A 26,156-nucleotide genomic window follows, 5' to 3' on the forward strand; every position below is an offset into this window, starting at 1 on the left:
TTCGCCCGCTGGGGGCCGCTCAGGCCCCCGCATCCAGCATGCGCCCCAAGTGTGTGACCAGGTAGGCGACTGAATCGGCGTTGGAGAGAATGACGTCGATGCGTTTATCGATATTACTCATGAAGACCTGCCGCGCCTCCGCCAGGGTCTTGGCCCCGGTAGCACTCAAGACTTTACGCTTGAGGTAATGGGTCGTGGTGAAAAAACCGTAATCCTCCCAGGTGTTCGAAATGTCATCCCAGGTCTTGAACAGTATCCGTTCGGGCGTCAGGGTGGACAGTGCCGTGGTTTGCAAATCATCCTGGCGGGTCTTCACCGCCTGGGCGCCGGGTTTGGCCGTGTCGATCAGGTCGCGAAATGGTTCTACGCAGCGTAGGTAGGCGATGTCCGCGGTTTTGAACCGCAGGTGCGTCAGTTCATGGATCAGCGTAGAGGCCCTGGCGTGGGCCACCATATCGAAGGGCACGCTGAGCCTGTTCACGTAATCGGTCAGGTTTGGATCGAAGAAGCGGTCGAACAGATACACTTTGCGTTCGCTGTCGTTGACCAGCACCATGGCGTATTCATTGGTGGGGTCGGCCAGGCTGTCGCCGATGATAAAGCGCATCGAGTCAGGGCCGGTCAACGTGGGGTCGCTTAACTCATCGAGTATCCCGTCGATGATGGTGTCGATTTTCTTGACGTGGTCCGGGCTCAGGTTGAGAGCGCCGAACAGCTCGCACAGAAACAGGCCAACCCGGCTATCAGGGGAACGCAGGGTGGCAAACAGCTGGAGGTTGCGCTTGCAGTTAACGGCGTAGTACGTCGCCACATTCAATGCTTCGTCGATGGCCTGGGCTTTCCAGCTGGACACGGCGGCAATCTCACGCATGCCTCGTGCTTGAATGTTGATGTCGCGTCTTTCGGCCCGTAGTGTTTTATGCTGCGTCCAGGCTTGGCCGAAGCGCGGTTTATGCACGCTCAGGTCCAACACCCATCTGCCCTCCGAGTTACGGCCTACATAGGGGCCGTGTTGATCGTCGCTGTCCAGACGCCACTGGTCTTTGGTTTTCTTTACCGGGTAGACCTTGCCGGCCAGCGGTACATAGCCTTGGACGCTGGTCTTGTCCGTGTAGACATGGGTGGACGTGTCCAGCGCAAGGTCCTGCAGGGCGACGTCGTGGGTCTCAAAAGGCTGCAACCGCGTACGTGAAGCGGCGGTGATGTCCAGGGTGTCGTGGGTGGTGGCCGCCGGCAGTTTGCCCTCCGGCAGGTCGACCACGTCTGCCTCATCGGGTGGCGGGGTTTCGCTGCCGTCAAGCTCGCTGTACAGCGAGGCCATCTGCACCACGGCCAGGATGAAGCTCTTCATCGCGGCTTTCCATTGGTGCAATTGCAGCGCTTCCATTGAGCGCTTGACCAGTTTGTAGCTGCGCCACACCACCAGCGGATAGGCGAGTTTGCCTGCCATGAAGTGCACTGCCGTGGGAATACCCTTGCCGAGCAGAGCGACCACCTTATCCCAGAGCAACTGGGCACCGTGTTCGAATTGGCCGGCGAGCATCTTGAGCAGGATCAGGGTGTTTTCACTGAATAGGTAGTGCAGCAGGTTACCGGTAACTGGAGAGGTAGCCAGTTGGATATCTGATGGGCGATAACGGTGGTTGTGCAGCAAGTTGCGGTAAACGGCCTGGTGTGGGTCTTCCAAGTGCTGGAGGACCCAGTCCTGCAGTTCGCCCGGTCGCTCCAATTCATCCAGCAGCGCTTGTTCGCTGGCGTATTGCTTGAGCACATGGTGTTCGCTGTAGGGCGCATACAGCACCACGGGGCCGGCCTGCTGGCTGTCGGCGTTGATCAGGTACATGCCCAGTACCTTGGCGGCAGTGGCACCTTCGGTCGCGACCAGTTCCACGGGCCGGATCAGCGCCGAGGCACCCTCCAGTGCCGCGCGGGCCAGGGCGTCAGGCATATCGAATACCTGCCGGACCCAGCCCAGTGCCTGGGCCGACAAGCGTTCTTGCAACTGTTGTTCGTGGGCGTACTGCAACACCTGCCATGGCAGTTGTCGGCAGAACCGGCGCCGGCGTGTGCGGGCGGCCTCGGTGCGGGTGTCCAGCGCGGTTTGTAATTGCTTCTGGTAGACCGATTTCAAGTCCAGCTGCCGAACCATCTGGATCACTGCGGTGGCATCGAGTGTGTCTGGCAACGCAGTGGCGGTGCGCGAGCGCGGGCGGATAATCTGGCTGTTCAGGTCGGGCCAGTGGCGCAAGGCAAAGTCGGTCAGGCTGTAGTCGTGGATATCGAGGGCCTGGTGCACGGGAATCAGCACGTTATCGGGGCTGATGGTCTGTTTGGGAAAGCGTGCCTGGAGCAGCTCCAGCAGGGCAGCGAAGGTATGTTCGCGAATGGTGGTGATGCCATGCAGGTAGTCTTCTTCCTGCGGGGCGCTGTTGTGGTATTGCTCCAGCAGTTCGGCATGGTGGATCTGCTCCTTGGCCGGCGTCATTGCCAGCCAGACGGGCAGGGCCTGCTGGGTGATCATGGCTTCGGCCAGCGCCTTGGCGCGCGCCAGGTTGGTGGGCGCCGGAGTCTCCAGCAGCGCATCCAGGCGGTCCTGCACCGCGCGCGCCGGCAGGTCCATGGCCAGCAGATGATCCACCGCGTCCATGACATAGTCGCCGTAGCTGTCCAGGCGATTGTCCAGCAGGTTATCGTCAATGCGTTGCAGTGGCCCCAGCCGGTATTCCCGGTGAGGCACGCGTTGGGAAAACGACAGGTTCTCCAGCAGCGATAGGCGTTTGACCGGGTGCGCCAGGCGCCGGGTGAGTGCCTCGCGCAGGGCTGTGACCGATGGAAATACCTCATGGCCACGCCGGGGCGTCCACAGGGTTGCCTGGCCCGAGTGCCTCGGGTCCAGGCCGCCACGTTCGGTCAGCACAAACAGGTTGGGCAGTGGCAGCAGCGCCTCGGACGTGCCCTGTTGCAAGGCCAGTGCAAAGGCATCCGGGAGAAAGCCGTTGATCCCGTGACGGGTCAGGCGCACCAGGCTGTCGGTGCGCAACACCGTATCGAGAATGGCGTGGCTGCGCGCCGGCAGGAATTTACCCAGCAGCCGCAGTTCGGCCTCGCTGCGCAGGCCAAGCAGCATTGAGTGCGTGTGTTTATCCCGGATGTTTTCCAGGAACAGGCGCGGCAGCTCGCGCATCTCGTGACCGGCAAAGACCTTCAACACCTGTTCGATGAGGTTGTTAAACACCTTCAGACTGATGCTATTGAGCTGTTCGGCCACACCCTGGTCGTGTTTTTTGTAGAAACCGGTCCTGGAAGACACCGGCAGCGGACCATATTCCTCGCCCAGGCGTTCGATGAAGTGCTCAACCATGCTCAAGGACGAAAGGGGCATGCGTTCTTCGCGCTGCTGGGCGCGAGAGGCATAGGTATTGACATAAACCTCATCGGCCTTAAGGTCCAGGTGTCGCTTTTGCAGTTCCGTGTCCAGGGCCAGGGCCACCATGCTGCGCAATGTCGGGTGCCGGGCGCGTTCGATGTCCAACCCTTGCTCGGCAGCTTGCAGGCGTTGCAGGTGCAGCTTGGCCCGTTCGGCCTGCACGGTCGAAGGGCGGCCATTACCGCTGGTCACGGGGTGCACGCTCCAGCGCCCGTCGGTTTCCAGGTCGGCCAGGCGATTGTCGAGCATGCTGCGCACGTCCAGGGCGTAATCGAGCAAGGCATCCGCGTCCACCTGGCCGGCGCTGCTGCGGTAGAGGCCCAGGGCATGGTCCATATTACTGATCTGCTTGGCGGCGATGTCTTCGATCATGCCGGTGAACACATGCCCGGTAACGGGATGCGCGGCAATATTGATCTGGTCAAGACCGATAAAGGTGTTGCGCTCGTCCAGGGACAGGAAATTGAGCAATTCATCTTCGTGCCCGGCCGCCTTGAGCATGCTCAATAAAGTGTCTTTGAGGTCATCCAGGTCTTCGAGTACCTGCAGGCCACGGGACTGGGTGTAAAGGTAGGCGTGGTTTTCATGCAGCATCAGCGTGCTGGCCAGTTCCACGTAGTGCTGGTAGGGCGCGTAGACACGCACTTTTTCCACGCTCAGGTTGGCGGCGTAGGCGCTGCGAGCACCCTGGTCGCTGAGGAACATGGCCTGGAGCATGTGACTCTCGTCGGCGCTGAGGATGCCGGCCTGGCGCTTGAGCAGTACATCGAGGCGAAATTTGTCTACCATGACTTGCGCAAATAGTTCCAGACGCGAGGTGCCGCCGCCGATGTCTTCGTTCCAGTAGGTCTGCAGCAGGCTGTCGAGCAGTTTGGACAGCGTGCCGGAGGTCTGTTCGACGAGGTGCTCCCAGCGCTCGCGGTCTTGTTGCAACTGGGCTGTGGTGAAGTCGGTGGTGACATGTTTGGGGTTGAAGAACTCGCGGGTTTGCCCCGGGGGCCAGGCATGCTTCACATAGAACAGCAGGAGCGCTTCACGTAGCGGCAGGGAGTCGGTCCAGTGCCGCTCGGCATCCGTGGGGCTTTGCATGAAGCAGTTGACCCGCGTATCACGTTGATCCAGGCCAGGGAAATACGGGTGGGCCATGATACCGAGCAGGGTGTCGAGCATACCGGACAGGCTGGGGGTTTTCTGCAAGTGCGCCAGCATGGCGTGTACGTTGGCCTGCTGGCAGGCCTGCAGGGTTTGTTCCTGGTCTTCCATGACGGCACCTTCGACCAATGTGGTCGTCAGCGTCATGGCCGTGCCCACCGGCAGGCTGTTGCGCTGGGCAACCGACAGAAAACAGAGCAAGTCGACACGCTGCACCGGGTCGGCCAGTGCCTGGCTGACCTCGGCGAGCAGCGTGGCATGGCTGTCAAACACCTGGATACCGCCGTAAGGGGTGTACAGCAGGGCCTTGTTACCGTCCGGGCTGGAGCTCATCAGGAACGCACCGGCCAGCGGGATCGCGGTTTTGCCCGTGACCTTGATCAGCAGCTTTTCGACACGCATGGGGGGGCTTTGCAGGCGTGTATCCTGGCGGCCGGCATCGCTGGCGTAATACACCCCGTGCAGCCATTCCAGATCCTTGACCGTCAGCCCCAGGGCGCGTTCGCGCTCGCTCAGTGTCGAGCGATTGACGGGTTGCAGGAATTCATCGAAAAAATACGGCGGGGTGACGCGGGTCATGGCCTGGCTCCAGCGTGAATAAGGAAAACCAGGGTAGGCAGCGCGTTGTGCCAGGCGGGGGTAACTATTGAGTCACGCCGTAAGTTGACAGCGAGCGCCGTGCGTGGTGTTTAATCGACGGCCTGGATGTCCATTCGTTGCCCCCTCCAATCATAAAAACGGAGCTTCAAATGTCTGCACAGTCTCCGACAGTTGCCACGGCTTCAACCTCGATCCCGTTCACCGAGCTGGTGACCTTGCTGCAACAGGTGTTTGTCCGCCATGGCACGTCGCCCGAGGTGGCTTTAGTGCTCGCGCACAATTGCGCCAGCGCCGAACGTGACGGTGCCCATAGCCACGGGGTGTTCCGAATTCCCGGGTATGTCTCAACCCTCGGCAGCGGCTGGGTCAACGGCAAGGCGGTGCCGGTGGTAGAGGATATCGCCTCCGGATTTGTACGGGTGGATGCCAATAACGGCTTCGCCCAACCGGCCCTGGCGGCGGCGCGCAGCCTGTTGGTAGAGAAGGCCCGCAGCGCCGGGATCGCCTTGCTGGCGATTCGCAACTCCCACCACTTCGCCGCGCTGTGGCCGGATGTGGAGCCATTCGCCGAAGAAGGCCTGGTGGCCCTCAGCGTGGTCAACAGCATGACCTGCGTGGTGCCCCACGGCGCGGATCGGCCGCTGTTCGGTACCAACCCGATCGCGTTTGCCGCGCCCCGCGCCGATGGCCCGCCGATTGTGTTTGACCTGGCCACCAGCGCCATCGCCCATGGCGATGTGCAGATTGCCGCACGCAAGGGCGAGCGCTTGCCCCTGGGCACCGGGGTCGACAGCCTGGGCCAGCCGACCCAGGACCCCAAGGCCATCCTGGAAGGTGGCGCGCTGCTGCCGTTCGGCGGGCACAAGGGCTCGGCCTTGTCGATGATGGTCGAACTGCTGGCGGCGGCGCTGACTGGTGGCAACTTTTCCTTTGAGTTCGATTGGTCCAACCACCCCGGCGCCCGCACACCCTGGACCGGCCAGTTGCTGATCGTCATCGATCCGGCCAAAACGGCAGGGCAGGGCTTCGCCGAGCGTAGCCAGGAACTGGTGCGGCAGATGCATGCGGCGGGACTGCGGCGGTTGCCGGGAGACCGGCGGCATCGCACGCGGAAGAAGTCGTTGCAGGAGGGGATTATGTTGGAGGTGGAGGTGCTGCAGCAGTTGCGCGAGCTGGCGGGTTGAAACAAGGGCGTGGCAGCGGAAGGCCGCTGCCGCCATGGATCAGTTGCGGCGACCCAGCAACAGGCCGACCACCAGGCCGAAACCGGCGGAAATCGCCACGGTCTGCCATGGGTGGCCACCGATATAAGTCTCGGTGGCATCGACCACCGGCTTGCTGCGTTCACGCACGCTGGACAGCGAGTCCAGGGCTTGCTTGAGCTTGATGGCAACCTGCTCGCGCAGGGTTTCACCTTCTTCGCCCACCAGGGAAGCGCTGCTTTTGAGCAACTTGTCCGACTCTTCGATCAGCGCGGTCAATTCGCTGAAGGCTTGGTCCTTGATTTGTTCTTCGACAGCTTGGGCGGCGGTTTTGCGGGCCATTGGGGTGACTCCTTGCAGGTGAATGTGACAGTGAACAATGGAGTGTCGGGCAGCGGCAAAAGTTGCAGTTATTTTCCCGGGCGTTCATCTGCGGCAAAATCCGGATCGGGAACCTTAGACCTACAGTGTAAGATGTCACTTATTTGTGCAGCAGGTAATTCAATATGAGCTTCAATCTCGCCAACAAGACCCTCGCCGAACGCGCCGAGCTGGAAGATGAAAAGTCCCGCCTCTACGACCTGTGGCAAACCAACCTGGGCAAGGCCAAGGGCGAAGCCGCGCGGTTGTTCGGCGAGCGCGCCAAGCGCAAGGGCAAATGGGCCGAATGGGTGCGTGCCGAACTGGACGGCATGTCGCCGCCGGAGTTTTCCAACATGGTGCGCAGTGAAGTCAACAAGCTGATGGCAGCGGCGAAGTAAAGCACGCCACAACCGCCTCGCGCACCTTGAGCAACAGCGGATCAAGCTGGGCCTGGGTGCGCCAGCCCAGCTCCATCGGGTAGCGCGGCAACGCCAGAGGGCAGGGCAGTACGCGCAGGCCGGTCATCTGTGCAATGGCTTGGGCCGCATGCCCAGGAATCGTCGCCACCGCCGAACTGCCCTTGAGCAGATACGGCAGCGCGGCGAAGTGGCTGGTAGACGCGCACACCTGGCGGCTCAAGCCCAGCGCTGCCAAGCCTTCGTCGGTTATGCCGATAAACCCGCCTGACGACACCAGCACATGTTCCCGCGAGACGAACTCCTCAAGGTCGATACGTTGCTGGTCAGGTGCCAGGCTGGGCGGGTCTACCAGGCAGCGATAATCACCTTCTCCCAATACCTGTCGGCTCAGCCTGCGCTCGGCAAAGCCGCCGGCGGTGATGGCCAGGTCCAGGTTGCGGTCAAGCAGGGCGTCGGCGACGATCTGGCTGTGGGTCTGGCGAAAGATCACCCGCAGTTTCGGCAGGCGCTGGGCCATGGCGTCCATCAGTCGACGGCCGTAGGCAATCTCGAAGTCGTCGGACAGCCCCAGGACCACCGAACGCCCCTCGTAGTGCGGGTTATCCGGGTTGATCATCGCCAGGCTCTGCCGACAGCGATCCAGCGCCTCGCTGATCACCGGTTTCAACTGATTGGCGCGCAACGTCGGGGCCAGGCCGCGCCCGGTGCGGATGAACAACGGATCGCCATACAACTCACGCAAACGCCGCAAGCCGGCACTGATCGCCGATTGCGTCACCCCCAGGCGCAGCGCTGCGCGGCTGGCGCTGGACTCGTCCCGCACCGACAAAAATCCTGGACTTTTAACCTATGGACTTTACGAATAAAAGTGCCTTTATTTGATATAAGGATTATCCAGTTCCTAACTGAAAGTTACAAAAAAACTGATTTTTTGTTTTTTTTGTTACAAAAAGTCCATGATGGATAAACCTGTCGCGACAAAATATGTGGACAATTAATCGTAAAGACACAAACCATGTACTTTTAATCGTACGCAGTTCGTACGGATTAGTTGACTGATTTTAAAGAAAATTTTATTTTTATATAGGTGTTTTCTTTCGGGCGTAAAGGTTTGAAAGATAAAAATAATTATCGGTTCGGCATGCGGCTTGATAGCGTCGTAATTAATGTTCGTGAGGGTGCCCCCAGGACATCTAAGAGGATATGGCACTCCTTACTTTCCGAAGAATTCGTTCTTGGAGGTAAGGTGTGCTTTTTTTTTACCCAACTCATTTTTTCGTATTTATTGGCGAATGCGGCTTCGCACGCTATACGCTATCACCTGATCAACCCTTCTTTCCTCGGTTAACCATTCTGATTGATTCAGCTACATCTACTTTATTTTGCTCAGTGCCTGAATTGGAATCTTGGGCTGAAACCTCGATATATAAAGGCCGTAGGCACTATTTTAATCAATCAGCCTTTATAGGATGCGAAATTCTTTCGCGGTTATCGCCGCAGCCGATAACTGTTAATTTTAGTGTCAGCTTAATCTACTTCCGTGATGTATTTCCTATCGTTTTTTGGAGGGTATCGCTATGAGCGATGAAAACGTCGGTTTAATTGACATGACTCGGCCTAAGGGGGCTCATCTATTTCGTGTGTACAGTATGAAAAATCGAGAGCGATTTGAGTTTTATTATCGAACGCAGTTAATAGAATGGGTACGTTTGGAGTTTGATGCTGGGCTTATAAGGTTTGTACCTGTCAATAAGGTGTTTAAGACCGCTGAGGGGCGCTTATTTGTTGCTTTCAAACTCGTTTATTTGAATTCGGAGACTTTAGTGTATTTCGCAGAGCCGGGAACGGATAGGGTAGTACAGGCGTTCGAGGAATATTGCTCGGCATTAGGGATGCTTAGTAAGATTTTAGGTCGAGAAATCATAAATGATGAGAGATTCGAAGTATGGAACCGATTTAAGATTCTATCTTTCATAGTTCGATGGAAGGACGAAATTACCGATGCGAATCTTAAGCTTTTTGTTTTTAGCTTAAGTCATTCCGCCTCATGCGCTCTTAGCAATTTTGATCGCCTTGATGGATTCGGCGATGGCAGGGGGTTAGCTTTCGCGCTTGAATTGGTTCGGATTGGGAAATTCAACCTGCCATCACTACGAGAGCAGTTAATTGGCGGCAGTACGATAGTTGTATGCTCCTCAAAAGGAGATGCTATATGAATGAGAAGCAGCGTTTTTCTAGAACAAGGATATTACAAGAAGGTGTGAAGCTATCGGATTGGAAGATACCTGACTTGAGAGCATTACCTGAGGAAGTTAGAGAAAAAACAGAAAATCGAATATCCGCATTGAAAGCTTTTTTTATTCAGGGGGCCAGCTGTGAAGAAATACAAAATCGGTACGGTGTTGCCAAATCATCCTTGTATCTGATGATCGAAAAAGCGATTCAATTTGATTCGCGAGGCGAATATATCGGTTATCGGGCGGCTATTTTGCAGTTTCGAGTGAAGCCCAATGAACGTCACGTAAACTCGACTGACCAGCAGCCAGGTGATGCGAATGACTTTTCACAATTGCTGAATCAGCATCCTGAACTAGATAGATTGATACGGCGTTATGCCAGTCTGTATAAGTCTCGTAAAGAGGGCGGAACTAGAAGGTTAGTGGATTATCATGCTGAATTTTTGAAGAAGTGCGGAGAGCTAGGAATATCCACTCCCTCTTACCCGTTTGCACTACAAGACAAAGCTTTACGAAGTTTTTCTAGGCATTTGCACAAGAAGGCGGAAGAAATAGCCCAAGAAAAACGCGCGCATGTCAGGAGCGCCGAAGACCTTGCCATCTTATCCCCTATAGAACCTCTACAGGAAGTGGAAGTAGACGGCCATAGCCTAGATTTACGCTTAACGGTACAGGAGGTAGACACTTATGGATTAACCTGTGTGACAGAAATTCTTACTGTGTGGGTTATTTTGGTGATCGATGTATTTACTCGGTGCGTGCTTGGTTACAGCTTGGCATTGGGTAAAAACTATGATCAGACAGATCTTCTAATTGCGATCCATAATTCGTTAGCTCCTCATAGGAAACCTAAATCCGTAATTTCTGGACTCTTTTATAAGGCAAGTGGTGGTTTTCCGAGTGAAAGAAATCCTGAGTTGGCTTGGTGCTGCGGATTGTTATATAAGCTCGATAATGCCATGTCCCATTTGGCTAAAGATGTAGAATTGAAGCTTCGTAATGTTGTAGGTTGTATAGATGACTTTGGTCCGCCTCACAAACCTAACGAAAGGTCGATAGTTGAAACGTTTTTCCGTTATTTGGTGGATAACTTTTCTCATCGGATAATAGGCACTACGGGGGCGCAGCCAAAGGATGAAATCATCAAGCGTCTTTCGCCAAAAGGGGGCGATTTTTCCATCTTGCTGACTATGGAGGAAATGCATCAGGCTTTAGATGTAGTGATATCTGACTATAACGGGCGACCACACACAGGCATTACTCCTCACAGCCCACTCGAACTATTTTTACGCTCGGTAGAAGAGCGGAAACTTATATTCCCTAAGTTGCGCGCTGAGAATCGAGATTTACGTAAGTTCACCTGCCGTACTGACCTGGTTACTGTCCACCAAGATGGGCCGCAAAGCGCTTTTGTAAATTTCAAAGGCGCCAGATACAGAAATCTGCCAGTACTGAGTTTCGCGGTAGGGGGTAAAGTGATGATCGAATGGGACCCGATGAATATTTCTTATTTAAGAGTTTATGATTTAAAAGGTGCATACTTAGGAGATATTTTTCCGCCAAGTCTTTGGTCTTCCCCTCACAGTGAAAAATTACGACTAAGATTGCAGCGTAGCCTTAAGATTGGGCAAATAGCGTATAGGGAAGGTGATTCTATTCCCGATTTATTACGTTCACTGCAGCTTTCAGAGGGTTGGAAAGAGCGAGAATCAGCAACTTATAACTTAAAGCATCTAGGTGCTGCTACGTTGAGACAGAATACTGCGACGCTGCTTAAACCCGCCAATAAACCGACTGAGCGCCTAACTATAGGATATATCCTGGCGGAGGATAAGGGATGAAAGAGTTAGAAACTAATTTTATCAGGCCTAAAGCGATTGAAGAGCACCCACTGTGTTCGCAAAACTACCTCGTACCTACCGATTCGATATCCATGGCGTGGGAACATCTAGATAAAACCCTTCGTCGCCGTTCGGGTGGCTTTATTATGTGGGGGCGCTGGCGTATAGGAAAGTCTAGAGCTATTAAATATTTAAGAATGGTCGCGCAAAATAAATACAAAGGCCTGTACACGGTTATTCTGGACGCAGAAACTAAATTATATATATCGGAGCGTGACTTTTTTGCTGACCTGTGTAAGGAGTTAGGGGTTAGCGCCAATGGCTCGTCTGGAGAGTGCAAAAGGCGAGCAGTCGATCGCATGATTTCGATGGGCGAGCGAAATGCAAAGCGTTTATTTTTGATGTTCGTAGATGAGCCTCAAAAATGGACCGATTTGCAACTGAATTGGGTGTGTGAAATTTACGATAGGCTAGAACGACATAACATTCGACTTATTTCTGTGATGGTCGGTCAAAGTATTCTTGTTGCGTTCCGACAAAATTATATTGATCGTGGTAATGGTGTGTTGATTGATCGCTTGATGAGAGAGGCTGTCGAATTTCATAGTATTAGAGATCGTGAGGAGTTAAAGGTGGTTTTAGCCGGTTACGACACTATTGAGTCGGAATCGGGGTGGCCATTTACTCGATTTTTCTTTCCTCAGGCTTATTCATCTGGCTTTCGCCTGCAAGAGGCTACTGAGATAATCTGGGAAGTATTTGTAGAAGCTATTGATTCTAATGGAAAGCTTTTAGAATATTGGATTCCGATGAAGTATCTCGCAATGTTGGTCGAAACATTGTTTCAAGAATATTACTTTAGGGATGCGCCTGATTTTGAAATTGATAAAGATCTTGTCGCTTCTTTATTGACGGAGTGTAATTTTTATATTTATTTAGCGGTGCTTTCCAAATCGTAGAGGTCTGCTTATGGAGTTTAATAATTCTTATGGTCTAATCAATTCTTACAGTAGGCCTCAGTTGAGCGGGCTGAGTTATTCATCGGGTGGCGCCGTTGACCGTTATGAGTCAGTTTATGCCGCATTGTCTCGCTTTACTCTTGCGAACACATTGACAAAACGTGAGTTGGTGGATCTTTTCAAGGTTGGAATGTTAAGGGATTCTTCTGGATCGCAAAATCTTGGAAATATGGGTCTGATTAATGCTAAGCAGATGATGAACTGTTTGGCGATCAGTAGCTCGCAACTCGGTGAGATGTTTTTCTCGTGGCGCTCTAAAATTAAAGCTTCATTCTATTGTCCCTATTTTCGATATTGCTCAATTTGCGCCAGTGCGCATAGGCATTACACAGTATTTCAAGCCGAGGGTCTTAGTAAGTGTCCCTTTCATTCTCTCCCCCTTAAAGCTAGTTGTGATTATTGTGGTGAATCCATGTTATATAAGTGGAGTGGTCCACTTTTGAGTCACCCTTTTCGCTGTGCTTATTGTCTGGGGCCTTTGGGGAGCCGAAAAGGAAGCATTGTCTTTTTTGACCTTCATACAATCACACGATCCTACCGTATGGCGCGGGCGAATGGACAGCGGAACCTGGAGCAAACGTTAAACAATGGCCCGGTAGAGGAGTGCCCCGGCTACATTGTTTGCGGTTCCCGTACTGGTGACTTCGATCAATGGCGTGCCATGAATAATTTGCCACTTTACGGGCATGAATGGAATGATAGAAATTGGAGCAGCCGTGCTGGCTATATTCAGATAAGAGGAGCGCGTGTCAAATCGCTCGGCAAACGTGGTGTGATTAATAAACAGAATGTCCATCCGCAAATCGCAACTAACCTGATGCTGTGCCTGAAATCAATTTTGCGTCATCTACGTAAGCGCTGGCGTATTGCATGTATATCTTCTAATATACCAGACGGATTTCAAAAGCAGCGCCTAGAGGCCTATTACCTTCTCTTAAGGCATTGGTATGGGAACTCAAGTAATCTGCGTGCTCGGGGTAAGAGAGGGACATGCAACCACACAATTTCGGTAATTAACGCGTGGCTCCGCTGCGCTATAAATAATGCTGATGCGTATGCGGTACCTTTGAACGTCTCCTCTTGGTTTTTGGCGCACCAGTTCTGCGACTGGGTGGTTGAGTCTATTGCGACGACCGCTCGCATAGTAGAGTTACCCGACCTGATACCTGGTGCCTACCTGCTGGAGCAATTACAGTGCCCACAAAAACCACTTTGGTTAGTGGCGTTCATTGAACCTGCATCGTATATTTCATACCGGGTACTCCATTACTACCGCTACTCTGCTTATCTTTCCTCGGAAGAGGCTTGGTTTGGCTCATCTGTTGAGGTGGGAGTCTGTTAGTGCTCATACCAATCCGCGGTTCACGCTCCTAGTCAGGTGGCTTTTTTTATCTTGGCCGTTAGCGTTTACAAGACGCGGATTTCATTGGTTAAGTTTGAAGAGGGCTAAGGCGGCACGTACCTAACAACGCCTCATTTAACAGAGCCCCCTCAATCCAGTAAGGGGATCTCATGACTTTTTCGTTCTTACGTCATGACTTCGTAGTTGTGGTGCGTTTTTTGTTCTGGGCTGTCCGGTTCTCTTTGCCTTGGGTCTTCAGGAAAAGGCATCAGGGAGGTGGCACGGCTATTTAGGAGGGAGCCTGTTTGAAAGTAGCCCATGACGGTGTTGATGCTGCGGTGTTCGGTCATGGACATGACGTCACCGAGCGGTACGCCCTGACGGCCGGCTTCGGTAACAAAACCCGAACGCAGGCTGTGCGCAGCCCAATCACCCTCGAGGCCGGCCAGTTTGGCTCGGCGTTGCACTATGCGCGCCACTTGATCGCTGGACAGTCCATCAGCGCTGACCCTCCCGCCTCTATGCAGACGTCGAAACAGTGGTCCGTCAGCGATCGGTGCAGCCTCCAGCCAGGCAGACAAGGCGTGGGCGGCGGGGCCGCGCAACGGCTTCTCCCTGCGTACACCGCCGGTATTGGTCTTAGTGACACCCAACGCATAGACCCACGTGTCGGCATCCAGCTGGCGCACATCGTTGACCCTCAGCCCTACCACTTCCGAGCGCCGCCGGCCGCCGCCGCTCCAAGCAAGCAAGAGCAGGGCGCGATCGCGGACGCCACGTACACCGTCTGTACAGGTGGCCAAAAGCGCCTGCAGCGATTCGAGCACTGCCGCAGTCTTTTTGCGTACTTGAATCCCCTGACGGCTTTGTGCCTTGCGCGCTTCGTGCAACAGGGTTTTCACCGGCGCTGCTTCGGTCGGGCTGATCCAGCCATTGAGCTGGTGCCATTTGCTCAGTACTGCAAGACGGTGGCTGACGGTGTTGATGGCCAGGGCGCCGGTTTTGGCCTTGACGCCGGAGCTCACAAGCGCGGCATCCATCGCAGGCGGCAGTAGGTGAACCCAAGTATTGTCTTCTCGCGGACACGCCAGATGATCGAGGATGAATTGCAGAGCGACAGGAGTGGGTAGCGCAGTGTCGGCAAGCGTCAGGCCATATCGGAGTTTTAACCAGGCTGACCAGTAGGTGAGGGCGCTTTGGTAACTGCGTAGGGTGTTGGCCGCTGTGCCTGCTGCGACAAACGCTGCTGCAGCTTCCTGAGCGTTTAGCGCGAGAAAATGTATGTCAAGCGGTGATTCATTTACGAGGACAAGGCGCTCTGTAACGTTCAACGTAGGTAAATTCCAGCTTGTTTAAAATAACATCGGATAATCTTTCATTATCAGACCTAATATAGCCCGAGGTGAACCATGACGATAGGCGTGCCGGAAAATGAAGTGTTTGCGGCCGCGGACGCGGTGTTGGCGCGCGGCGAGCGGCCGACAGTGGAGAGAGTGCGCCTGGAACTGGGTCGGGGTAGCCCAGCGCGAGTTGGTGGCTTGCTCGATCAATGGTGGGTGCGCTTAGCTGAAAGGCTAAACGGCGCGACCCGATTACCGACACTGCCGACCGAGGTAGCGGAAGCGTTTGTCGCTGTGTGGCAACAGTCGATCTATCTTGCCCGGTGCGTCGCCGAACAGGCACTAACTGAGCAACGGCAAGTTATGATTGCCGAGCATGAGCGAGTGGCCGCTAGAGAGGAGCAGGCGCGAGAGGATGCAGGACTGGCGCGGCAACTTGCGACGACCGCGCAGGCCGCCCAGCAAGTTAGCGAGACTCGCTTGACGGACCTAGAATTGTTGCTTGAACAGCGCGTGAAGCAGATTCAAGACCTTCAACATCAGCGCGATAGCATACTGCGGGAGCGCGGTGACACGCAGCAGCGGAACCAGATATTGCACCGGGAACTGCGAGAATTGCAGCTCAACACCCAACAGGAACTGCAGGCGCTACGACTCAAGGCCGAGGAGGAACGTGTCGCGCAGGAAGTCTACGTGCGTAGTGTCGAGGATCGTGCTCATCGTGAAGTTGATCGTGCCCGAGAGGAGGGCAAGCGCACGATCACGCAACTGAAGATAGTCGGCAACCAACTTGAGCAGTTGCAGCAAAGGATTGAAGAACTCCAAACTGCGCTAGGCCAAGCTCTGCAGAACTCCGCTGCACAGCAAGCACGTGGCGATACGCTGGAGCAGCAGCTTGCGCAACTCCGTTCATCGCCGTTCAGCGAACGTCAGACGCGCGCGAAAAAAAAGCGCGAGTCCAAGCCATCGAAGTAAGACCGACAGGGTACAATTAAAGGATACGTCACCTACGCTTCAATAGCTGGGCACAATAGGATTCGGGAAATGAACGAAACAGTTGCGCGAAACGTAGCGGAATATTCAACGGCGTGATCGCGTACACATCGCCGCCCTTGTGTCGTCGCTCAGGTAGTTGTCACTTGTTAGGGTTTGTCTGAAAAGTCGCCTCGGCTAAAATGACGCGCTCTGGTTGCCGGGAGGGCCGTCATGACAGGTCGATATGATATTTCATCTGAGCGCTGGGCAATGATCGAAGCCATCGTTTCCTTTCCTCAACGCATGGGGCGCCCAAGGTGGGATGATCGTCAGATGCTCAACGGCATCTTCTGGATCTTGTGCTCAGGCGCCAAATGACGTGATCTTCCAGAACGCTTTGGGCGTTGGAAAACCGTTTACCAGCGCTTCTGACAATGGCGTGACAACGGTACTTTCGAGCAGGTTTTGCGCCATTTACACCTTCGTTCGCGTGAAGACGGCTTCATCGACCTGGATACCTGGATGGTCGATTCGACATCCATCCGAGCTACCCGAGCAGCCAGCGGTGCTGGAAAAAAAGGGGCCCGCAGGAACCCCATCACCACTGCCTCGTCCGTAGCCGAGGCGGATTGATCACCAAGACTCATCTCGCCTGTGATAGCAATGGCTTCTCGCTGACGGTCATGCTGTCGCCCGGTGAAGAAACCGACTCGCGCTACTTCATGCCGCTAGTGGAGCAGATTAGCCTGCCAGGGGGGCGTCCGCGTAAGCGCTGCCGGCATGTACTGGCCGACAAGGGTTATTACAGCCAGATGCTGCGTCAATACTGTGATCGCTATGGCGTGCGGCCGATCATTCCCTTGCGCAAGATGCATCGCAAGCCTCGGCCAGGCCTGCCTCGACTATTCGACAGGCCGCAATATAAAAAGCGCAACGTAATCGAGCGGCTGTTCAGTTGGCTCAAGGAAAAACGTCGACTCTGTACGCGATACGACAAGCTGGCGAGCAGCTTCAAAGCCATGGTCACGCTGGCCTGCATCGAGAAGTGTTTGCGGGCTGACTTTTCAGACAAACCCTAGGCTCTGTACGAAAAGTATTGCCTTATACACCGCATGGCACAGGCCAATGAGGCTATTGCCCCAAAACTTTTCGCGAGCTTGTCGAAACGCGTAACGATGCGGCGGCTCTCCTTCAGCCATCCGAACATGCGCTCAATGACGTTGCGCTGCCGATATTTGGGGCGGTCGAACAGTCTGGGCAAGCCCGGCTTGGATTTGCGCTTCATGCTTCGCAACGGAATCACTGGCGGCATACGATACCGATCACAGTACCGGCGCAGAGCATCAGCGTCGTAGCCCTTGTCAGCCAACAGCCATCGGCAGCGTTTGCGAGGGCGGCCACGAAAACTTGGGATGCAAGCCTCATCCAGTTAAGGTTGAGCATAGGCAATATCGCTGGCTTGCCCGCCTGATAGCAGGAAACGCAGCGGCACGCCATTGGCGTCGCATAGCATATGGATTTTTGGTTGTCAGGCCGCCCCGGCTGCGTCCGACCACATGATCTTGCGGTTCTTCAGGCCCCCTTTTTTCCCGGCGCCTGATGAGGCTCGGGTTGCTCGTACGGCAGTGGAGTCGAACATCCATGTTTCCAGGTCGATCAACCCCTGCTCGTTTAATCGGATATGAAGCCGCTTGAGCTTCTGATCAAACGCTCCGCTATTACGCCAGTCACGAAACCGTTGATAGACCGTTGACCAAAGACCGAATCGCTCGCGCATATCTCGCCAAGCCGCGCCAGAGCAGAGTACCCAGAGGATGCCGTTAAGCATCTGCGCGTCCCGCTCGTTATGGCGAAGTACGAGACTTGCTGGATGTGGCTAATGCGTCAGACAAGGTTTATTACTCTGAGCAGAGAGCTCCACTCACTAGCGAAATGACTCCTGAAGAGGCAGTTTCAACTCTTATTAACTTAGGTTCTATCCAGCCGTTGAGGTTGAGTCCAGAGCTGAATGCTTTTTTATGTATAGTAATTTTACAGAGGACGAGTAGTTGAAAATTATTCGACTCGGGAGATGACCCGGTTATGGGTTTTATTGAGAAAAACGAAAAGCTCCGGGTCGAACACGGCGACTTTGATATCCAGCTTAACCAGAGTGGTCAGGCCATCAATGGATTTTCGGAAGTCCGCGGATTTGGGATAAAGGTACACTTTTTCAACTTCGGTGTCGGGTCGCATCATGGCGGACATGCTCCAGAAAGAATTCAGGAGCACAGCGTCGACCTTCGGTTATTCGCTTGGGATGTGGCTTTTATGGATCGCACTCCAAGCGGTGGGTTGTTGAGCGAACTCATGCTTGGAATGGGAGAGGGCGGTGGCTAATCATGCACCACGATCGACTGCTCGCTGTGAGTGAGGCGTGGGTGTGGTTGGCCGAGGCGCGCATACTCGTGCGTCGACTCACGACATGATTTTGTCTACACCCTCCTAGCGTCCTCGTCCTTCATAATTTGCTTATGTGACAGAGACATAATTATCGCAACAATAGAGTCTGCGTTAGTCATGATAATTTTATTTTTTTGTTCATTTCCAATACCATCCTCAATGCACAGAGACCTCAAAAATTCATCTTCAGCGGATCTGGCGCGAAGTTTAGACCATATAGCTTTATTTTTACCATCAGGCTCGTTTACGTATGACATTTCAGCAAAAGTAACCCTATCATGTATCTCAAAATAATTTGATTTTGGTTTTTGGCGTTCGTACATGGCGTAATTATTATACCAATAATCTTTGGTGCGTAAAAAATGATGCGACAATTCATGAATAACCGTCGTGGCAATGCTTGGCACTGACAATTTCAATAAGTCATTTGTGAGAAATAATCGCCTATACTTAGAGTCCAGTGCACCTACAACCAATGCCAATGCTGAGCCTTCCTCGCTAGGAAATTTATCACGTATTTTCGCAAACTGATTTTCTCTGGGAATACCTTTACAATATTGTCCAATCTGAGCCTTCATCTCCTCTAGTTTCTGAAGTATATCTGGAAGAATCTTGCTGAGATCTTCTTTCGTCTTAATTGCAAAATGCAAAGACAAAATATCAACTAGGTACTCGGCATTTTCTGTCTTTAATGCGGTGATCGCGGAAGTTATAATATGCATAGAAAAGTTTAGCGATGCATCTAGTTTTTCTTGATGTTCAATTGAAAATTTTGAGCGCCCCCTTGCGCCAATTAAAATAGCGAGAAGCAACATGCTTTTCGATTTCATCGTCTACTTCATCTTCCGAGTACTCGGGAGTGCGGGAGTATTTTTCTTTTGCTTGTTCGAAAGTGCTCGCATTCGTTTGACTAGAACAGTACATTTGTATATTCCGCTTTCAGTGTGGTATGAGCATTACAATTAATTTTCCATTCGCTTTTAAGTATCCTAGCAGATCACAGCCGACTGCCCCGGCTTTACCGAATCGCTTTGCATTGGCCGGGCGGTTGCCCTCGAATTAGTGCTGCCGATCTTTACAGCGCCTCGCTCGCATGTGGTGAAGCCTTGGGATTCTCCGAACAAAGTGCGCAAACAGCTTACTCACCCGACTGCGCAACCGAAGCCGTTCGACATCCGGCGCTTGAGCGCCGGGCGTAATAACTTGAGCGGTTGATATCAAACACTTTGCACAGCCAATCAACCGGCTCGTGGACGTTTAACTAGACAAAATCGTGTAGTAATCCGGACGTTGGCCGGAGGATCCTATCGAGCGCGTCTACAGCAGTCTTGGTGCCATCCCTGCACGCCGCCGCGCGGCAACTGGAAGATCTCCCTGTCAGCTTGGCGACGCTCTACGACAAGATCAGTCGTACCGAACCCGCGCTGTTGCGTGCTCTGGTCACCGGTTGTGCGCAACGACTGACTCCAACCATCAAAGAACTGGGTTACACGACGATGCTGCCGGACTGGCAGGTTCGAGTGGTAGATGGCAATTATTTGGCATCCACTGAGAAGCGTCTGGGGGCTTTACGCCAGGAGCGAGGTGCGGTTCGTCCCGGTTTTTCGGTAGTGGTCTACGATCCTGATCTCGATCAGGTCATCGACCTCCAGGCATGTGAGGATGCCTATGCCAGCGCGTGTTTGCGTGTTGCCTCTGTTGGCTAATGCTGAACCGGGCCAGGTGTGGCTGGCTGACCGGCTCTACTGCACGCTCCCGGTAATGGAAGCTTGTGAGCAGGTCCAGAGGTCCTTTGTCATTCGCCAGCAAGCCAAACATCCACGCCTGATTCAAGAGGGTGAGTGGCAAGAACCCGTGCCTGTGGAAACAGGCACTATGCGTGAGCAGATCATCCAAGTCAGAGGCGGTTACCAATGTCGGCGTGTCGAACTGACGCTTCATTCGCCAACAGACTCGGGTGACAGAAGCTTGATGTTCTGGAGCAATCTGCCTGAAAGCGTCAGCGCTCAGCAGATCGCGCAACTCTATCGCCGCCGCTGGAGCATTGAAGGCATGTTCCAGCAACTGGAAACGATCTTGGAAAGTGAAATCGAAACTCTCGGCAGTCCAAAGGCCGCCTTGCTCGGGTTTACTACGGCAGTGTTGGCCTACAACGTCCTGGCCGTACTCAAGCGAAGCGCGGAGCAAGCCCATCGGGAGACCCAGCCTGACGGCTGGGAAGGCTCGATCTATCACTTGGCGGTCCAGATCAGGAGTGGTTATGAGGGAATGCAGATTGCACTGCCCTCGGAATATCTTCCCGCCATTCCTGTGGAAAAGTTGGCCCAGCGTTTGTTGGAGCTGGCCAGAAACATCCAACCCAAACAAGTTGCGAAAAGCCCCCGCGGCCCCAAGGTGCCTAAACCTAAGACATGGGTGCAAGGCACGGCGGTGAATGCTCATGTTTCAACGGACAGGGTAATCAAGGCTGCCAAAACGAAAAGTCCTTGGAAGGGAAGGGTTTTACAGCGCAGATGCAAGTACCACTCGATTGTTAGAATCATTACGATTGCGGCACGTATAAGTGGGTGGCCCTCTACAATCAAAACATTTTGCATTTTATTCAACGCTGACGCAGGGCTGTTTTATAGAAGTCGATGTCTTTCCAGACACCCAGCTCATCAATCCCCCCGCCAGTGACGGAGACATGCACATGGGGGTGCCAGTTAAGACGCCGGCCGTAAGTGTGGATGGCGCAGAAGATACCCACTTCAAGCCCACGCTTTCGTGCCGCGTAGGGCAGATTATCGACGACCAAGCGGCAGACGTCATTGAGTAAACGGCGGTTGTGAAAGAAGAGCGGCCAGAGGGTCGGGCAGGGTGAACGCTAGATGCTGCCAGGCACAATCGGGCAGGGGTTATATGGGTTAGCGATCCACTGATCGGTGGCCTTTTTGCCATAGGAAGGGCAAACCCGGCAGTGCAGGTGTTGTAGAAGTATTTGGCGTGGTGGCAGCTACACATATACTGCTTAACAGAATAGACGTGCCACGGGCGAGCATTTTGGTCACGACTTCGATTTTGATATCGCGCAGACCACCGGTCTCGAGCAAGGCTGGCCAGCACTGGTTGGGGGTGAACAGGTTTTTCAGTGGTCGGGCTTTGTAGGCAGGCAACATGTGCAGTCACCGGTTGAAGGGGCATTTGCCTCATCATGATCGTTTATCGCGGTCATGACAAAGCAACCCTCCCTCTCCTCTACGGACAATGCTACGGAGGAGGCGTCCAAGAACATATCGCTCAGGTCCATGGGCTCAAACCGATGTCATCGTAGCTGACATGGTTGGCTGCTGCTCGCTGAATCCGGGTGTGTTGGGCTTTGACTTTGGCGCGCTGGGCGCGTCTTTGCTGCTTATTGAGTGATGCCATCGAGACAGCTCCTTGCTCCTGCTGCGCTCATTGGGTTTTCCTGATGCTACCCGATTTTGAACATGGATGATTTGCAGCCGTAGGCTGCCCTGTTCCTGCAAGAGCCTGAGTAATTCCTTGTTCTTTTTATCCAGCATATCAACGTACCTTATTTGGAGAATTTTCTTCTGTAAAAACAGCATAAAAAACAATATTTTTCTCCAGGCAAAGGGTAAATTAATTTCTTTTCCGGAGAGCATCGTATGCGTAGAGTGACAGTATTAGTGTTGTTCGTGCTGATTGCGCTGACCTGGGGCACGACGTGGCTAGCCATGCGGATTGCCGTGGAAACAATCCCTCCTATATTTGCAACCGGGATGGGATTTATGTTTGCTGCACCATTATTAATCAGTATTGCGTATTTAAGAAAAACGCTGATTTTGTTTCCGCCCGGGCAACGCCTATGTCAGCTCTGGACTTGCCTCCATTTTATTTGCAAATATGCCGCTAGCTGTTTTGATAGCATCAGTGTGTTTTTTGAATATAAAAACGAATATTGTGCAAGTAACTGGCATAACTATGGCGATAGTGGCGCTGACTGGCATCCTCTACGAGGAAGCGAATACAAATATAAATGCCGGGGGGGCACTGGCAGGGAATAATTGCGCTTATTGTGGCCGTAGTTATTCATGCCATAGTTTATGCTCAATGCAAGAAAAGAGGCTGCAATGTTTCAGTCATAACATTTAATACACTTTCGTGCTTTTTAGCAGGCTTGATAATTTCTACTGTCGGATGGCTCTTTGAGCCTCCCCCCAAATATCAAACTTTTCAGTGCGCTCGGTAATGGCGACATTATATCTCGGGGCTTTTGCTGGGGTGTTCGGGATTCTTTGCTATTTTGGGTTTCAGCAAAAGGCTAGTGCCTTCCAGGATTCACTTGTATTTCTCATCTTTCCTCTGATTGCGGTAAGTCTGGAAAGCTATATTTATGGATATGCGATATCAATACATTCAATATTGCTTGTTATACCGCTAGCTAGTTGGATATTTATTGCTCTTGCCTCCAAAATATTTTCACTAGGTGGCCGACGATTGGGCAGTTCTTCATAGATGAAAGATCGTATACCATCAGGGTAGGGATGTCTTGCAGGTGTGATATCTTAGAAGTACCACATAAAAAATGTCCATCGCTCGTGCTGCACGAGCGATGGATGTCAAAGGACTATTATGAAAAACCGACTCCGTTTAATGGTATTAACCCTGACTGTTGCGAGTTTTACCGCCACGGCGGCATACGCTGCAAGTGTTGGCAGTCTGATTAATGAACGTTTATCGTACATGAAAGACGTTGCTGATGATAAGGCACAACACCATCAGGCGGTCGAAGATCTGGTGCAGGAAAAAATTGCTGGAAAAAGCCGTTGCGGAGACTGATGGGCTGGGAATAAAAGGTGAAACGGTGAAGCCTTTTATTCAGGCTCAAATGGATGCGGCGAAAGCAATCCAGTACCGACATACGCCTGGCACGCCGCCGCGCGATCAAACCTTGGTCGCCGGCATCGGTGATGGCGAAAATTCGTTCCGCATGCGCTGGGGTTGAGTTGGATTCTCGTTTCTGCCCATACTCGTCAGATAAAGATCACCTGACCTCTGCCAGAGAAGCAGTCATGTCCCTCACCAAACCAAACCGGCAGTTACGTAGCGAGTTAATAGACCTAGGGTGTTCTCTTGAGCAAACCGCAAGCGATGTACTCTGTATCACCAAGTATTGCAAAGATATCGATGTGAAAGCCGTCCCGAGGCTGATAGCGAAGCTCTACGAAGATGCTGATCGGCTTAAGGCGCTGGCCGATGAGATCAGGGATGGCAAAGTGACGCGAGTCAAGCCTGAGTAGGCTCAACACGAATTCGAAAGGACACTACATGACACTCAGCAAGCCAAACCAAGACCTCAAGCGCGACCTGCAAGGCATCGCCTCCGACCTCAAATGGTCAGCTGTTGAGCTGATGAGGATCGCGGAGCGGCTGAGCCTTGCAGGCAATGAGGCAGACGCCCAGGCGGTGCTAAGGATGCTCACCGTATTTCATGCGGACGAGAATAGGCTGGCGGGGTATGCCGATGAAGTGAAGGTCGGCCGGATAAGTCGAGCTGCGGAACAGCGAGAATGACTGCATAGCGAGAGCAGAGCTTTTGGAGCAAGCTTGAGGGGGGGGCCGCTCACGTACTCATGGTCACTCCTAGAGCTTCCGACGCGGGATGGATGGGTGGTGCCTCATCCAATCGCAGGTGTAGTGGTCTAATGAAACCGGACACCCATTTAGGCGAGAATGCTCGCCAGATCGAGGTGTCAGATGACCAAACAACGCCGCTCCTTTACTCCTGAATTCAAGCGCGAGGCTGCCGACCTCGTGCTCAAGCAAAACTACAGCTACATCGAAGCCAGCCGTTCACTCGGCATTGGTGAGTCGGCATTGCGCCGCTGGGTTGACCAGATTCAGAAAGAACATAAAGGCTTCACCCCGCAGAACAAAGCACTGACTCCTGAGCAGCAAAAAATTCAGGAGTTGGAAGCCCGGATCGCTCGGCTTGAGCGAGAGAAATCCATACTAAAAAAGGCTACCGCGCTCTTGATGTCGGAAGATCACGAGCGTTCGCGCTGATTGACCAATTGTAAGGGATCCATGATCCCCACATTCAAAGATCAGAATTGATCGCCGATGCTGTACTCCCGATTCTTTTCAGGAGCCAGCATCCCATGATGCGACCCGACGCCAAAGTCGAAAAAGTCTACCTCTACCCCAAGCCTGTGGACTGTAAGCGATCCACGAACTACACCTACCTCCAGATGAGGCAGTCGTTTACCGTGACATCTCTGGCGAGCAGTTCCATGGCAGCAAGGCTTCGTAGTCCCCAACCGATTGTGCCGGCGGCAGTCTTTCCAGTACGTGGCGCAGCCACGTATAAGGCTCCTGGCCGTTGACCTTGGCGGTCTCGACCAAACTGTAGATCTGCGCACTGGCGGTGGCACCCTTGGGCGTGTCGCTGAACAGCCATGCCTTGCGCCCGATTACAAACGGCTTTATCGCGCGCTCCGCCGCGTTGTTGTCGATCGGTAAAAAACCGGCCTCCACGTATCGCTCCAGACGGCTCCAGTTGTTGGCCAAATAATTCACGGCTTTACCCAACACACTTTGCGGCGTCACTTGGGACTGTGTTTTATCCAGCCAGCTTTTCAACTGCCCCAGGATCGGCAGGCTCTTCTCCTGACGACCGATAAAACGCTGTTCATCGCTGACGTCCTTGAGTTCACACTCGATGCCGTACAGCTTATTGATCATTGTCAGCGCGATATCGGCACGCCCGGTTTTGCCCTTGGGCTGCACTTTCTGCGCGTCGACAAACTTACGACGCGCATGAGTCATGCACGCCAATCGCTCAACACCGGGCTGCAACGCCAACGCGTTGTAACCCGCGTAATTGTCGGTCATCACGTAGCCGCGATAACTTTCCAGCAGGCGTAGAGGCACTTCCTGCGCACGGCTGGTGGTGTAGTCAAATAGCACAACTTTTCGATCCGGCGGCCCGCTGGCCTGCACCCACATCCACGATTGGCTGGTGGGGCCTCGATCCGGCTCTTTCAGTACCTGGACTCTTGTTTCATCGCAGTGGATGACCGGACTTTCCAGTAATCGGTCGCGCATTAAATTCAGCAAGGGCTGGAAGTGTTCGCTGCACTGGATGACCCAGCGCGCCAGTGTTTGCCTTGGAATATCCACACCGTGTCGACTCAGCACGGTTTCGAAACGATGCAACGGCAGGCCATCGACGTACTTGGTGGTTAAGAGCATGGCCAATACGCTGGGGCTGGCCATGCTCTTTTCGATCATCTGAGCGGGTTTGTCTGCGGTGACCGGCGCGGTTTCACAACCGCGGCAACCGTAAACTTTGCGGATGTGTTTGAGTACGCGAATCTGCATCGGCACGATCTCCAGCTGTTCGCTGGTTTCTTCACCGATGACATGTTTGCGGCAGCCGCAAGCGCAGGTCAGTTCGTGCTCGGGCAGTTCGTGGGTCACTTCGACGCGTGGCAGATCAGCCGGCAGTGGCTTGCGTTTGCCGCGACGCGGCGTCGAAGCAACCGCTTCTTCGTCAGCGTCGCCGACTGGAAGCATCGGCTCGCTTTCGGGCTCATTGAACAACGCCAGTTGCGGCGTGTTGGGCTCGATGGTCTGCTCGGATTTTCGACCGAACAAACGGTCGCGCAGCAGTTTGATCTGTTCTTTCAAATCGACGATATGAGTCTGGTATGCCTCAGTCGTTACTTGCTGACGACTGAGTGCCTCAAGCAACATTTGCTTGAGCAAAACAGGATCATCGGGAAGGTCTTCGGGTATCAAATTCATACC

The 26,156-nt window shown here is 53.5% G+C and carries 19 protein-coding genes and 8 pseudogenes; 16 read left to right on the forward strand and 11 right to left on the reverse strand.

All coding sequences use genetic code 11. The features are described from left to right. Positions 1-19: 19 nt before the first annotated feature. Positions 20-5,158 carry a dermonecrotic toxin domain-containing protein gene (locus KVH01_RS22200; RefSeq protein WP_217882917.1) on the reverse strand — a complete coding sequence of 1,713 codons (5,139 nt, stop codon included), beginning with the start codon at positions 5,156-5,158 and terminating at the stop codon, positions 20-22. Positions 5,159-5,328: 170 nt separating this feature from the next. On the opposite strand from KVH01_RS22200, the gene KVH01_RS22205 reads away from it, so the two are divergent. Beyond that, positions 5,329-6,363 carry an Ldh family oxidoreductase gene (locus tag KVH01_RS22205; RefSeq protein WP_217882918.1) on the forward strand — a complete coding sequence of 345 codons (1,035 nt, stop codon included), beginning with the start codon at positions 5,329-5,331 and terminating at the stop codon, positions 6,361-6,363. 39 nt (positions 6,364-6,402) lie between these two features. On the opposite strand, the gene KVH01_RS22210 is transcribed toward KVH01_RS22205, so the two are convergent. Beyond that, positions 6,403-6,723, reverse strand: a complete 321-nt coding sequence (locus KVH01_RS22210) for a DUF883 family protein (protein ID WP_043050710.1) — start codon at positions 6,721-6,723, stop codon at positions 6,403-6,405. 164 nt (positions 6,724-6,887) lie between these two features. Between KVH01_RS22210 and KVH01_RS22215 the strand changes: the two genes are divergently transcribed. Then, positions 6,888-7,142: a hypothetical protein gene (locus KVH01_RS22215; protein WP_003190904.1), complete on the forward strand. Its 255-nt coding sequence runs from the start codon at positions 6,888-6,890 to the stop codon at positions 7,140-7,142. Here KVH01_RS22215 and KVH01_RS22220 read toward each other — a convergent pair. Continuing rightward, positions 7,114-7,992 carry a LysR family transcriptional regulator gene (locus KVH01_RS22220; RefSeq protein WP_217882919.1) on the reverse strand — a complete coding sequence of 293 codons (879 nt, stop codon included), beginning with the start codon at positions 7,990-7,992 and terminating at the stop codon, positions 7,114-7,116. The genes KVH01_RS22215 and KVH01_RS22220 overlap by 29 nt on opposite strands. A gap of 748 nt (positions 7,993-8,740) precedes the next feature. On the opposite strand from KVH01_RS22220, the gene KVH01_RS22225 reads away from it, so the two are divergent. Genes KVH01_RS22225 through KVH01_RS22240 form a run of 4 tightly spaced genes read left to right on the forward strand, consistent with a single transcriptional unit; the run spans position 8,741 to position 13,602 of the window. Next, entirely contained in the window at positions 8,741-9,379 is a 639-nt protein-coding gene (locus tag KVH01_RS22225) for a hypothetical protein (RefSeq protein ID WP_217882920.1), read from the forward strand. After that, complete coding sequence (locus KVH01_RS22230; RefSeq protein ID WP_217882921.1) at positions 9,376-11,241, forward strand: Mu transposase C-terminal domain-containing protein; 1,866 nt, start codon at positions 9,376-9,378, stop codon at positions 11,239-11,241. The genes KVH01_RS22225 and KVH01_RS22230 overlap by 4 nt, the downstream gene beginning before the upstream one ends. Further along, entirely contained in the window at positions 11,238-12,200 is a 963-nt protein-coding gene (locus KVH01_RS22235; protein ID WP_217882922.1) for an AAA family ATPase, read from the forward strand. Before KVH01_RS22230 ends, KVH01_RS22235 begins: the two co-directional genes overlap by 4 nt. Positions 12,201-12,210: 10 nt before the next feature. After that, positions 12,211-13,602 carry a hypothetical protein gene (locus KVH01_RS22240; RefSeq protein WP_217882923.1) on the forward strand — a complete coding sequence of 464 codons (1,392 nt, stop codon included), beginning with the start codon at positions 12,211-12,213 and terminating at the stop codon, positions 13,600-13,602. Between the two features lie 185 nt (positions 13,603-13,787). Here the strand turns inward: KVH01_RS22240 and KVH01_RS22245 are convergent, their stop codons facing one another. Then, positions 13,788-14,933: a site-specific integrase gene (locus KVH01_RS22245; protein WP_217882924.1), complete on the reverse strand. Its 1,146-nt coding sequence runs from the start codon at positions 14,931-14,933 to the stop codon at positions 13,788-13,790. A gap of 78 nt (positions 14,934-15,011) precedes the next feature. Here KVH01_RS22245 and KVH01_RS22250 point away from each other — a divergent pair, with 78 nt between their 5' ends. Beyond that, complete coding sequence (locus KVH01_RS22250; RefSeq protein ID WP_217882925.1) at positions 15,012-15,917, forward strand: DNA-binding protein; 906 nt, start codon at positions 15,012-15,014, stop codon at positions 15,915-15,917. A 231-nt stretch (positions 15,918-16,148) separates the two neighbouring features. After that, positions 16,149-16,996 (forward strand): annotated as a pseudogene (locus KVH01_RS22255) (IS5 family transposase). Here the strand turns inward: KVH01_RS22255 and KVH01_RS22260 are convergent. Both KVH01_RS22260 and tnpB read right to left on the reverse strand, forming a co-directional pair. Then, a pseudogene (locus tag KVH01_RS22260) lies at positions 16,993-17,754 on the reverse strand (IS5 family transposase); the annotation flags it as partial. The pseudogenes KVH01_RS22255 and KVH01_RS22260 sit on opposite strands and share 4 nt — an antisense overlap. A 218-nt stretch (positions 17,755-17,972) precedes the next feature. Then, on the reverse strand, positions 17,973-18,164 hold the full coding sequence (tnpB, locus tag KVH01_RS22265; RefSeq protein ID WP_318836584.1) for an IS66 family insertion sequence element accessory protein TnpB: 192 nt from the start codon (positions 18,162-18,164) through the stop codon (positions 17,973-17,975). A 77-nt stretch (positions 18,165-18,241) separates the two neighbouring features. Here tnpB and KVH01_RS22270 point away from each other — a divergent pair. After that, a pseudogene (locus KVH01_RS22270) lies at positions 18,242-18,385 on the forward strand (IS5/IS1182 family transposase); the annotation flags it as partial. A 6-nt stretch (positions 18,386-18,391) separates the two neighbouring features. Here the strand turns inward: KVH01_RS22270 and KVH01_RS22275 are convergent. Next, positions 18,392-19,189 carry a hypothetical protein gene (locus tag KVH01_RS22275; RefSeq protein ID WP_217882926.1) on the reverse strand — a complete coding sequence of 266 codons (798 nt, stop codon included), beginning with the start codon at positions 19,187-19,189 and terminating at the stop codon, positions 18,392-18,394. Positions 19,190-19,687: 498 nt separating this feature from the next. Here KVH01_RS22275 and KVH01_RS22280 point away from each other — a divergent pair. After that, positions 19,688-20,846 (forward strand): annotated as a pseudogene (locus KVH01_RS22280) (transposase); the annotation flags it as partial. A 118-nt stretch (positions 20,847-20,964) separates the two neighbouring features. On the opposite strand, the pseudogene KVH01_RS22285 reads toward KVH01_RS22280, so the two are convergent. Next, positions 20,965-21,517, reverse strand: a pseudogene (locus KVH01_RS22285) (IS91 family transposase); the annotation flags it as partial. A gap of 135 nt (positions 21,518-21,652) precedes the next feature. Next, entirely contained in the window at positions 21,653-21,958 is a 306-nt protein-coding gene (locus tag KVH01_RS22290) for a hypothetical protein (protein ID WP_217882927.1), read from the reverse strand. Positions 21,959-22,078: 120 nt separating this feature from the next. On the opposite strand from KVH01_RS22290, the pseudogene KVH01_RS30855 reads away from it, so the two are divergent. The 4 genes and pseudogenes from KVH01_RS30855 to KVH01_RS30345 all read left to right on the forward strand — a co-directional run bounded on the left by KVH01_RS30855 (position 22,079) and on the right by KVH01_RS30345 (position 23,183). Beyond that, positions 22,079-22,496: pseudogene (locus KVH01_RS30855) on the forward strand (DMT family transporter). Further along, the gene (locus KVH01_RS30700; RefSeq protein WP_217882929.1) at positions 22,420-22,593 is read left to right on the forward strand and encodes a hypothetical protein; all 174 of its coding nucleotides are present in this window, start codon (positions 22,420-22,422) and stop codon (positions 22,591-22,593) included. The pseudogene KVH01_RS30855 and the gene KVH01_RS30700 overlap by 77 nt, the downstream one beginning before the upstream one ends. After that, a complete protein-coding gene (locus tag KVH01_RS30705; protein WP_404822083.1) occupies positions 22,581-22,859 on the forward strand; it encodes an EamA family transporter in 279 nt (92 codons plus the stop codon). The genes KVH01_RS30700 and KVH01_RS30705 overlap by 13 nt, the downstream gene beginning before the upstream one ends. 117 nt (positions 22,860-22,976) lie before the next feature. Continuing rightward, the gene (locus KVH01_RS30345; RefSeq protein WP_217882931.1) at positions 22,977-23,183 is read left to right on the forward strand and encodes a chorismate mutase family protein; all 207 of its coding nucleotides are present in this window, start codon (positions 22,977-22,979) and stop codon (positions 23,181-23,183) included. 35 nt (positions 23,184-23,218) lie between these two features. Here KVH01_RS30345 and KVH01_RS30030 read toward each other — a convergent pair. After that, positions 23,219-23,343 (reverse strand): annotated as a pseudogene (locus KVH01_RS30030) (lysis protein); the annotation flags it as partial. Positions 23,344-23,672: 329 nt separating this feature from the next. On the opposite strand from KVH01_RS30030, the gene KVH01_RS22320 reads away from it, so the two are divergent. Next, complete coding sequence (locus KVH01_RS22320; protein WP_217882933.1) at positions 23,673-23,918, forward strand: hypothetical protein; 246 nt, start codon at positions 23,673-23,675, stop codon at positions 23,916-23,918. Between the two features lie 183 nt (positions 23,919-24,101). Beyond that, positions 24,102-24,421, forward strand: a pseudogene (locus KVH01_RS22325) (transposase); the annotation flags it as partial. 187 nt (positions 24,422-24,608) lie between these two features. Here KVH01_RS22325 and tnpC read toward each other — a convergent pair. Beyond that, a complete protein-coding gene (gene tnpC, locus KVH01_RS22330; protein WP_217882934.1) occupies positions 24,609-26,153 on the reverse strand; it encodes an IS66 family transposase in 1,545 nt (514 codons plus the stop codon). Between the last annotated feature and the right edge of the window lie 3 nt (positions 26,154-26,156).

The organism is Pseudomonas khavaziana (genome assembly GCF_019145205.1).
Classification (GTDB): Bacteria; Pseudomonadota; Gammaproteobacteria; order Pseudomonadales; family Pseudomonadaceae; genus Aquipseudomonas; species Aquipseudomonas khavaziana.

Excerpts from the sequence above, each read along its gene's own strand:
- KVH01_RS22200 (WP_217882917.1), bottom strand. The coding sequence starts at position 5,158 with ATGACCCGCGTCACCCCGCCGTATTTTTTCGATGAATTCCTGCAACCC.
- KVH01_RS22205 (WP_217882918.1), top strand. The coding sequence starts at position 5,329 with ATGTCTGCACAGTCTCCGACAGTTGCCACGGCTTCAACCTCGATCCCG.
- KVH01_RS22210 (WP_043050710.1), bottom strand. The coding sequence starts at position 6,723 with ATGGCCCGCAAAACCGCCGCCCAAGCTGTCGAAGAACAAATCAAGGAC.
- KVH01_RS22215 (WP_003190904.1), top strand. The coding sequence starts at position 6,888 with ATGAGCTTCAATCTCGCCAACAAGACCCTCGCCGAACGCGCCGAGCTG.
- KVH01_RS22225 (WP_217882920.1), top strand. The coding sequence starts at position 8,741 with ATGAGCGATGAAAACGTCGGTTTAATTGACATGACTCGGCCTAAGGGG.
- KVH01_RS22230 (WP_217882921.1), top strand. The coding sequence starts at position 9,376 with ATGAATGAGAAGCAGCGTTTTTCTAGAACAAGGATATTACAAGAAGGT.
- KVH01_RS22235 (WP_217882922.1), top strand. The coding sequence starts at position 11,238 with ATGAAAGAGTTAGAAACTAATTTTATCAGGCCTAAAGCGATTGAAGAG.
- KVH01_RS22240 (WP_217882923.1), top strand. The coding sequence starts at position 12,211 with ATGGAGTTTAATAATTCTTATGGTCTAATCAATTCTTACAGTAGGCCT.
- KVH01_RS22250 (WP_217882925.1), top strand. The coding sequence starts at position 15,012 with ATGACGATAGGCGTGCCGGAAAATGAAGTGTTTGCGGCCGCGGACGCG.
- tnpB (WP_318836584.1), bottom strand. The coding sequence starts at position 18,164 with ATGTCCGCCATGATGCGACCCGACACCGAAGTTGAAAAAGTGTACCTT.
- KVH01_RS22275 (WP_217882926.1), bottom strand. The coding sequence starts at position 19,189 with ATGAAATCGAAAAGCATGTTGCTTCTCGCTATTTTAATTGGCGCAAGG.
- KVH01_RS30345 (WP_217882931.1), top strand. The coding sequence starts at position 22,977 with ATGAAAAACCGACTCCGTTTAATGGTATTAACCCTGACTGTTGCGAGT.
- KVH01_RS22320 (WP_217882933.1), top strand. The coding sequence starts at position 23,673 with ATGACACTCAGCAAGCCAAACCAAGACCTCAAGCGCGACCTGCAAGGC.
- tnpC (WP_217882934.1), bottom strand. The coding sequence starts at position 26,153 with ATGAATTTGATACCCGAAGACCTTCCCGATGATCCTGTTTTGCTCAAG.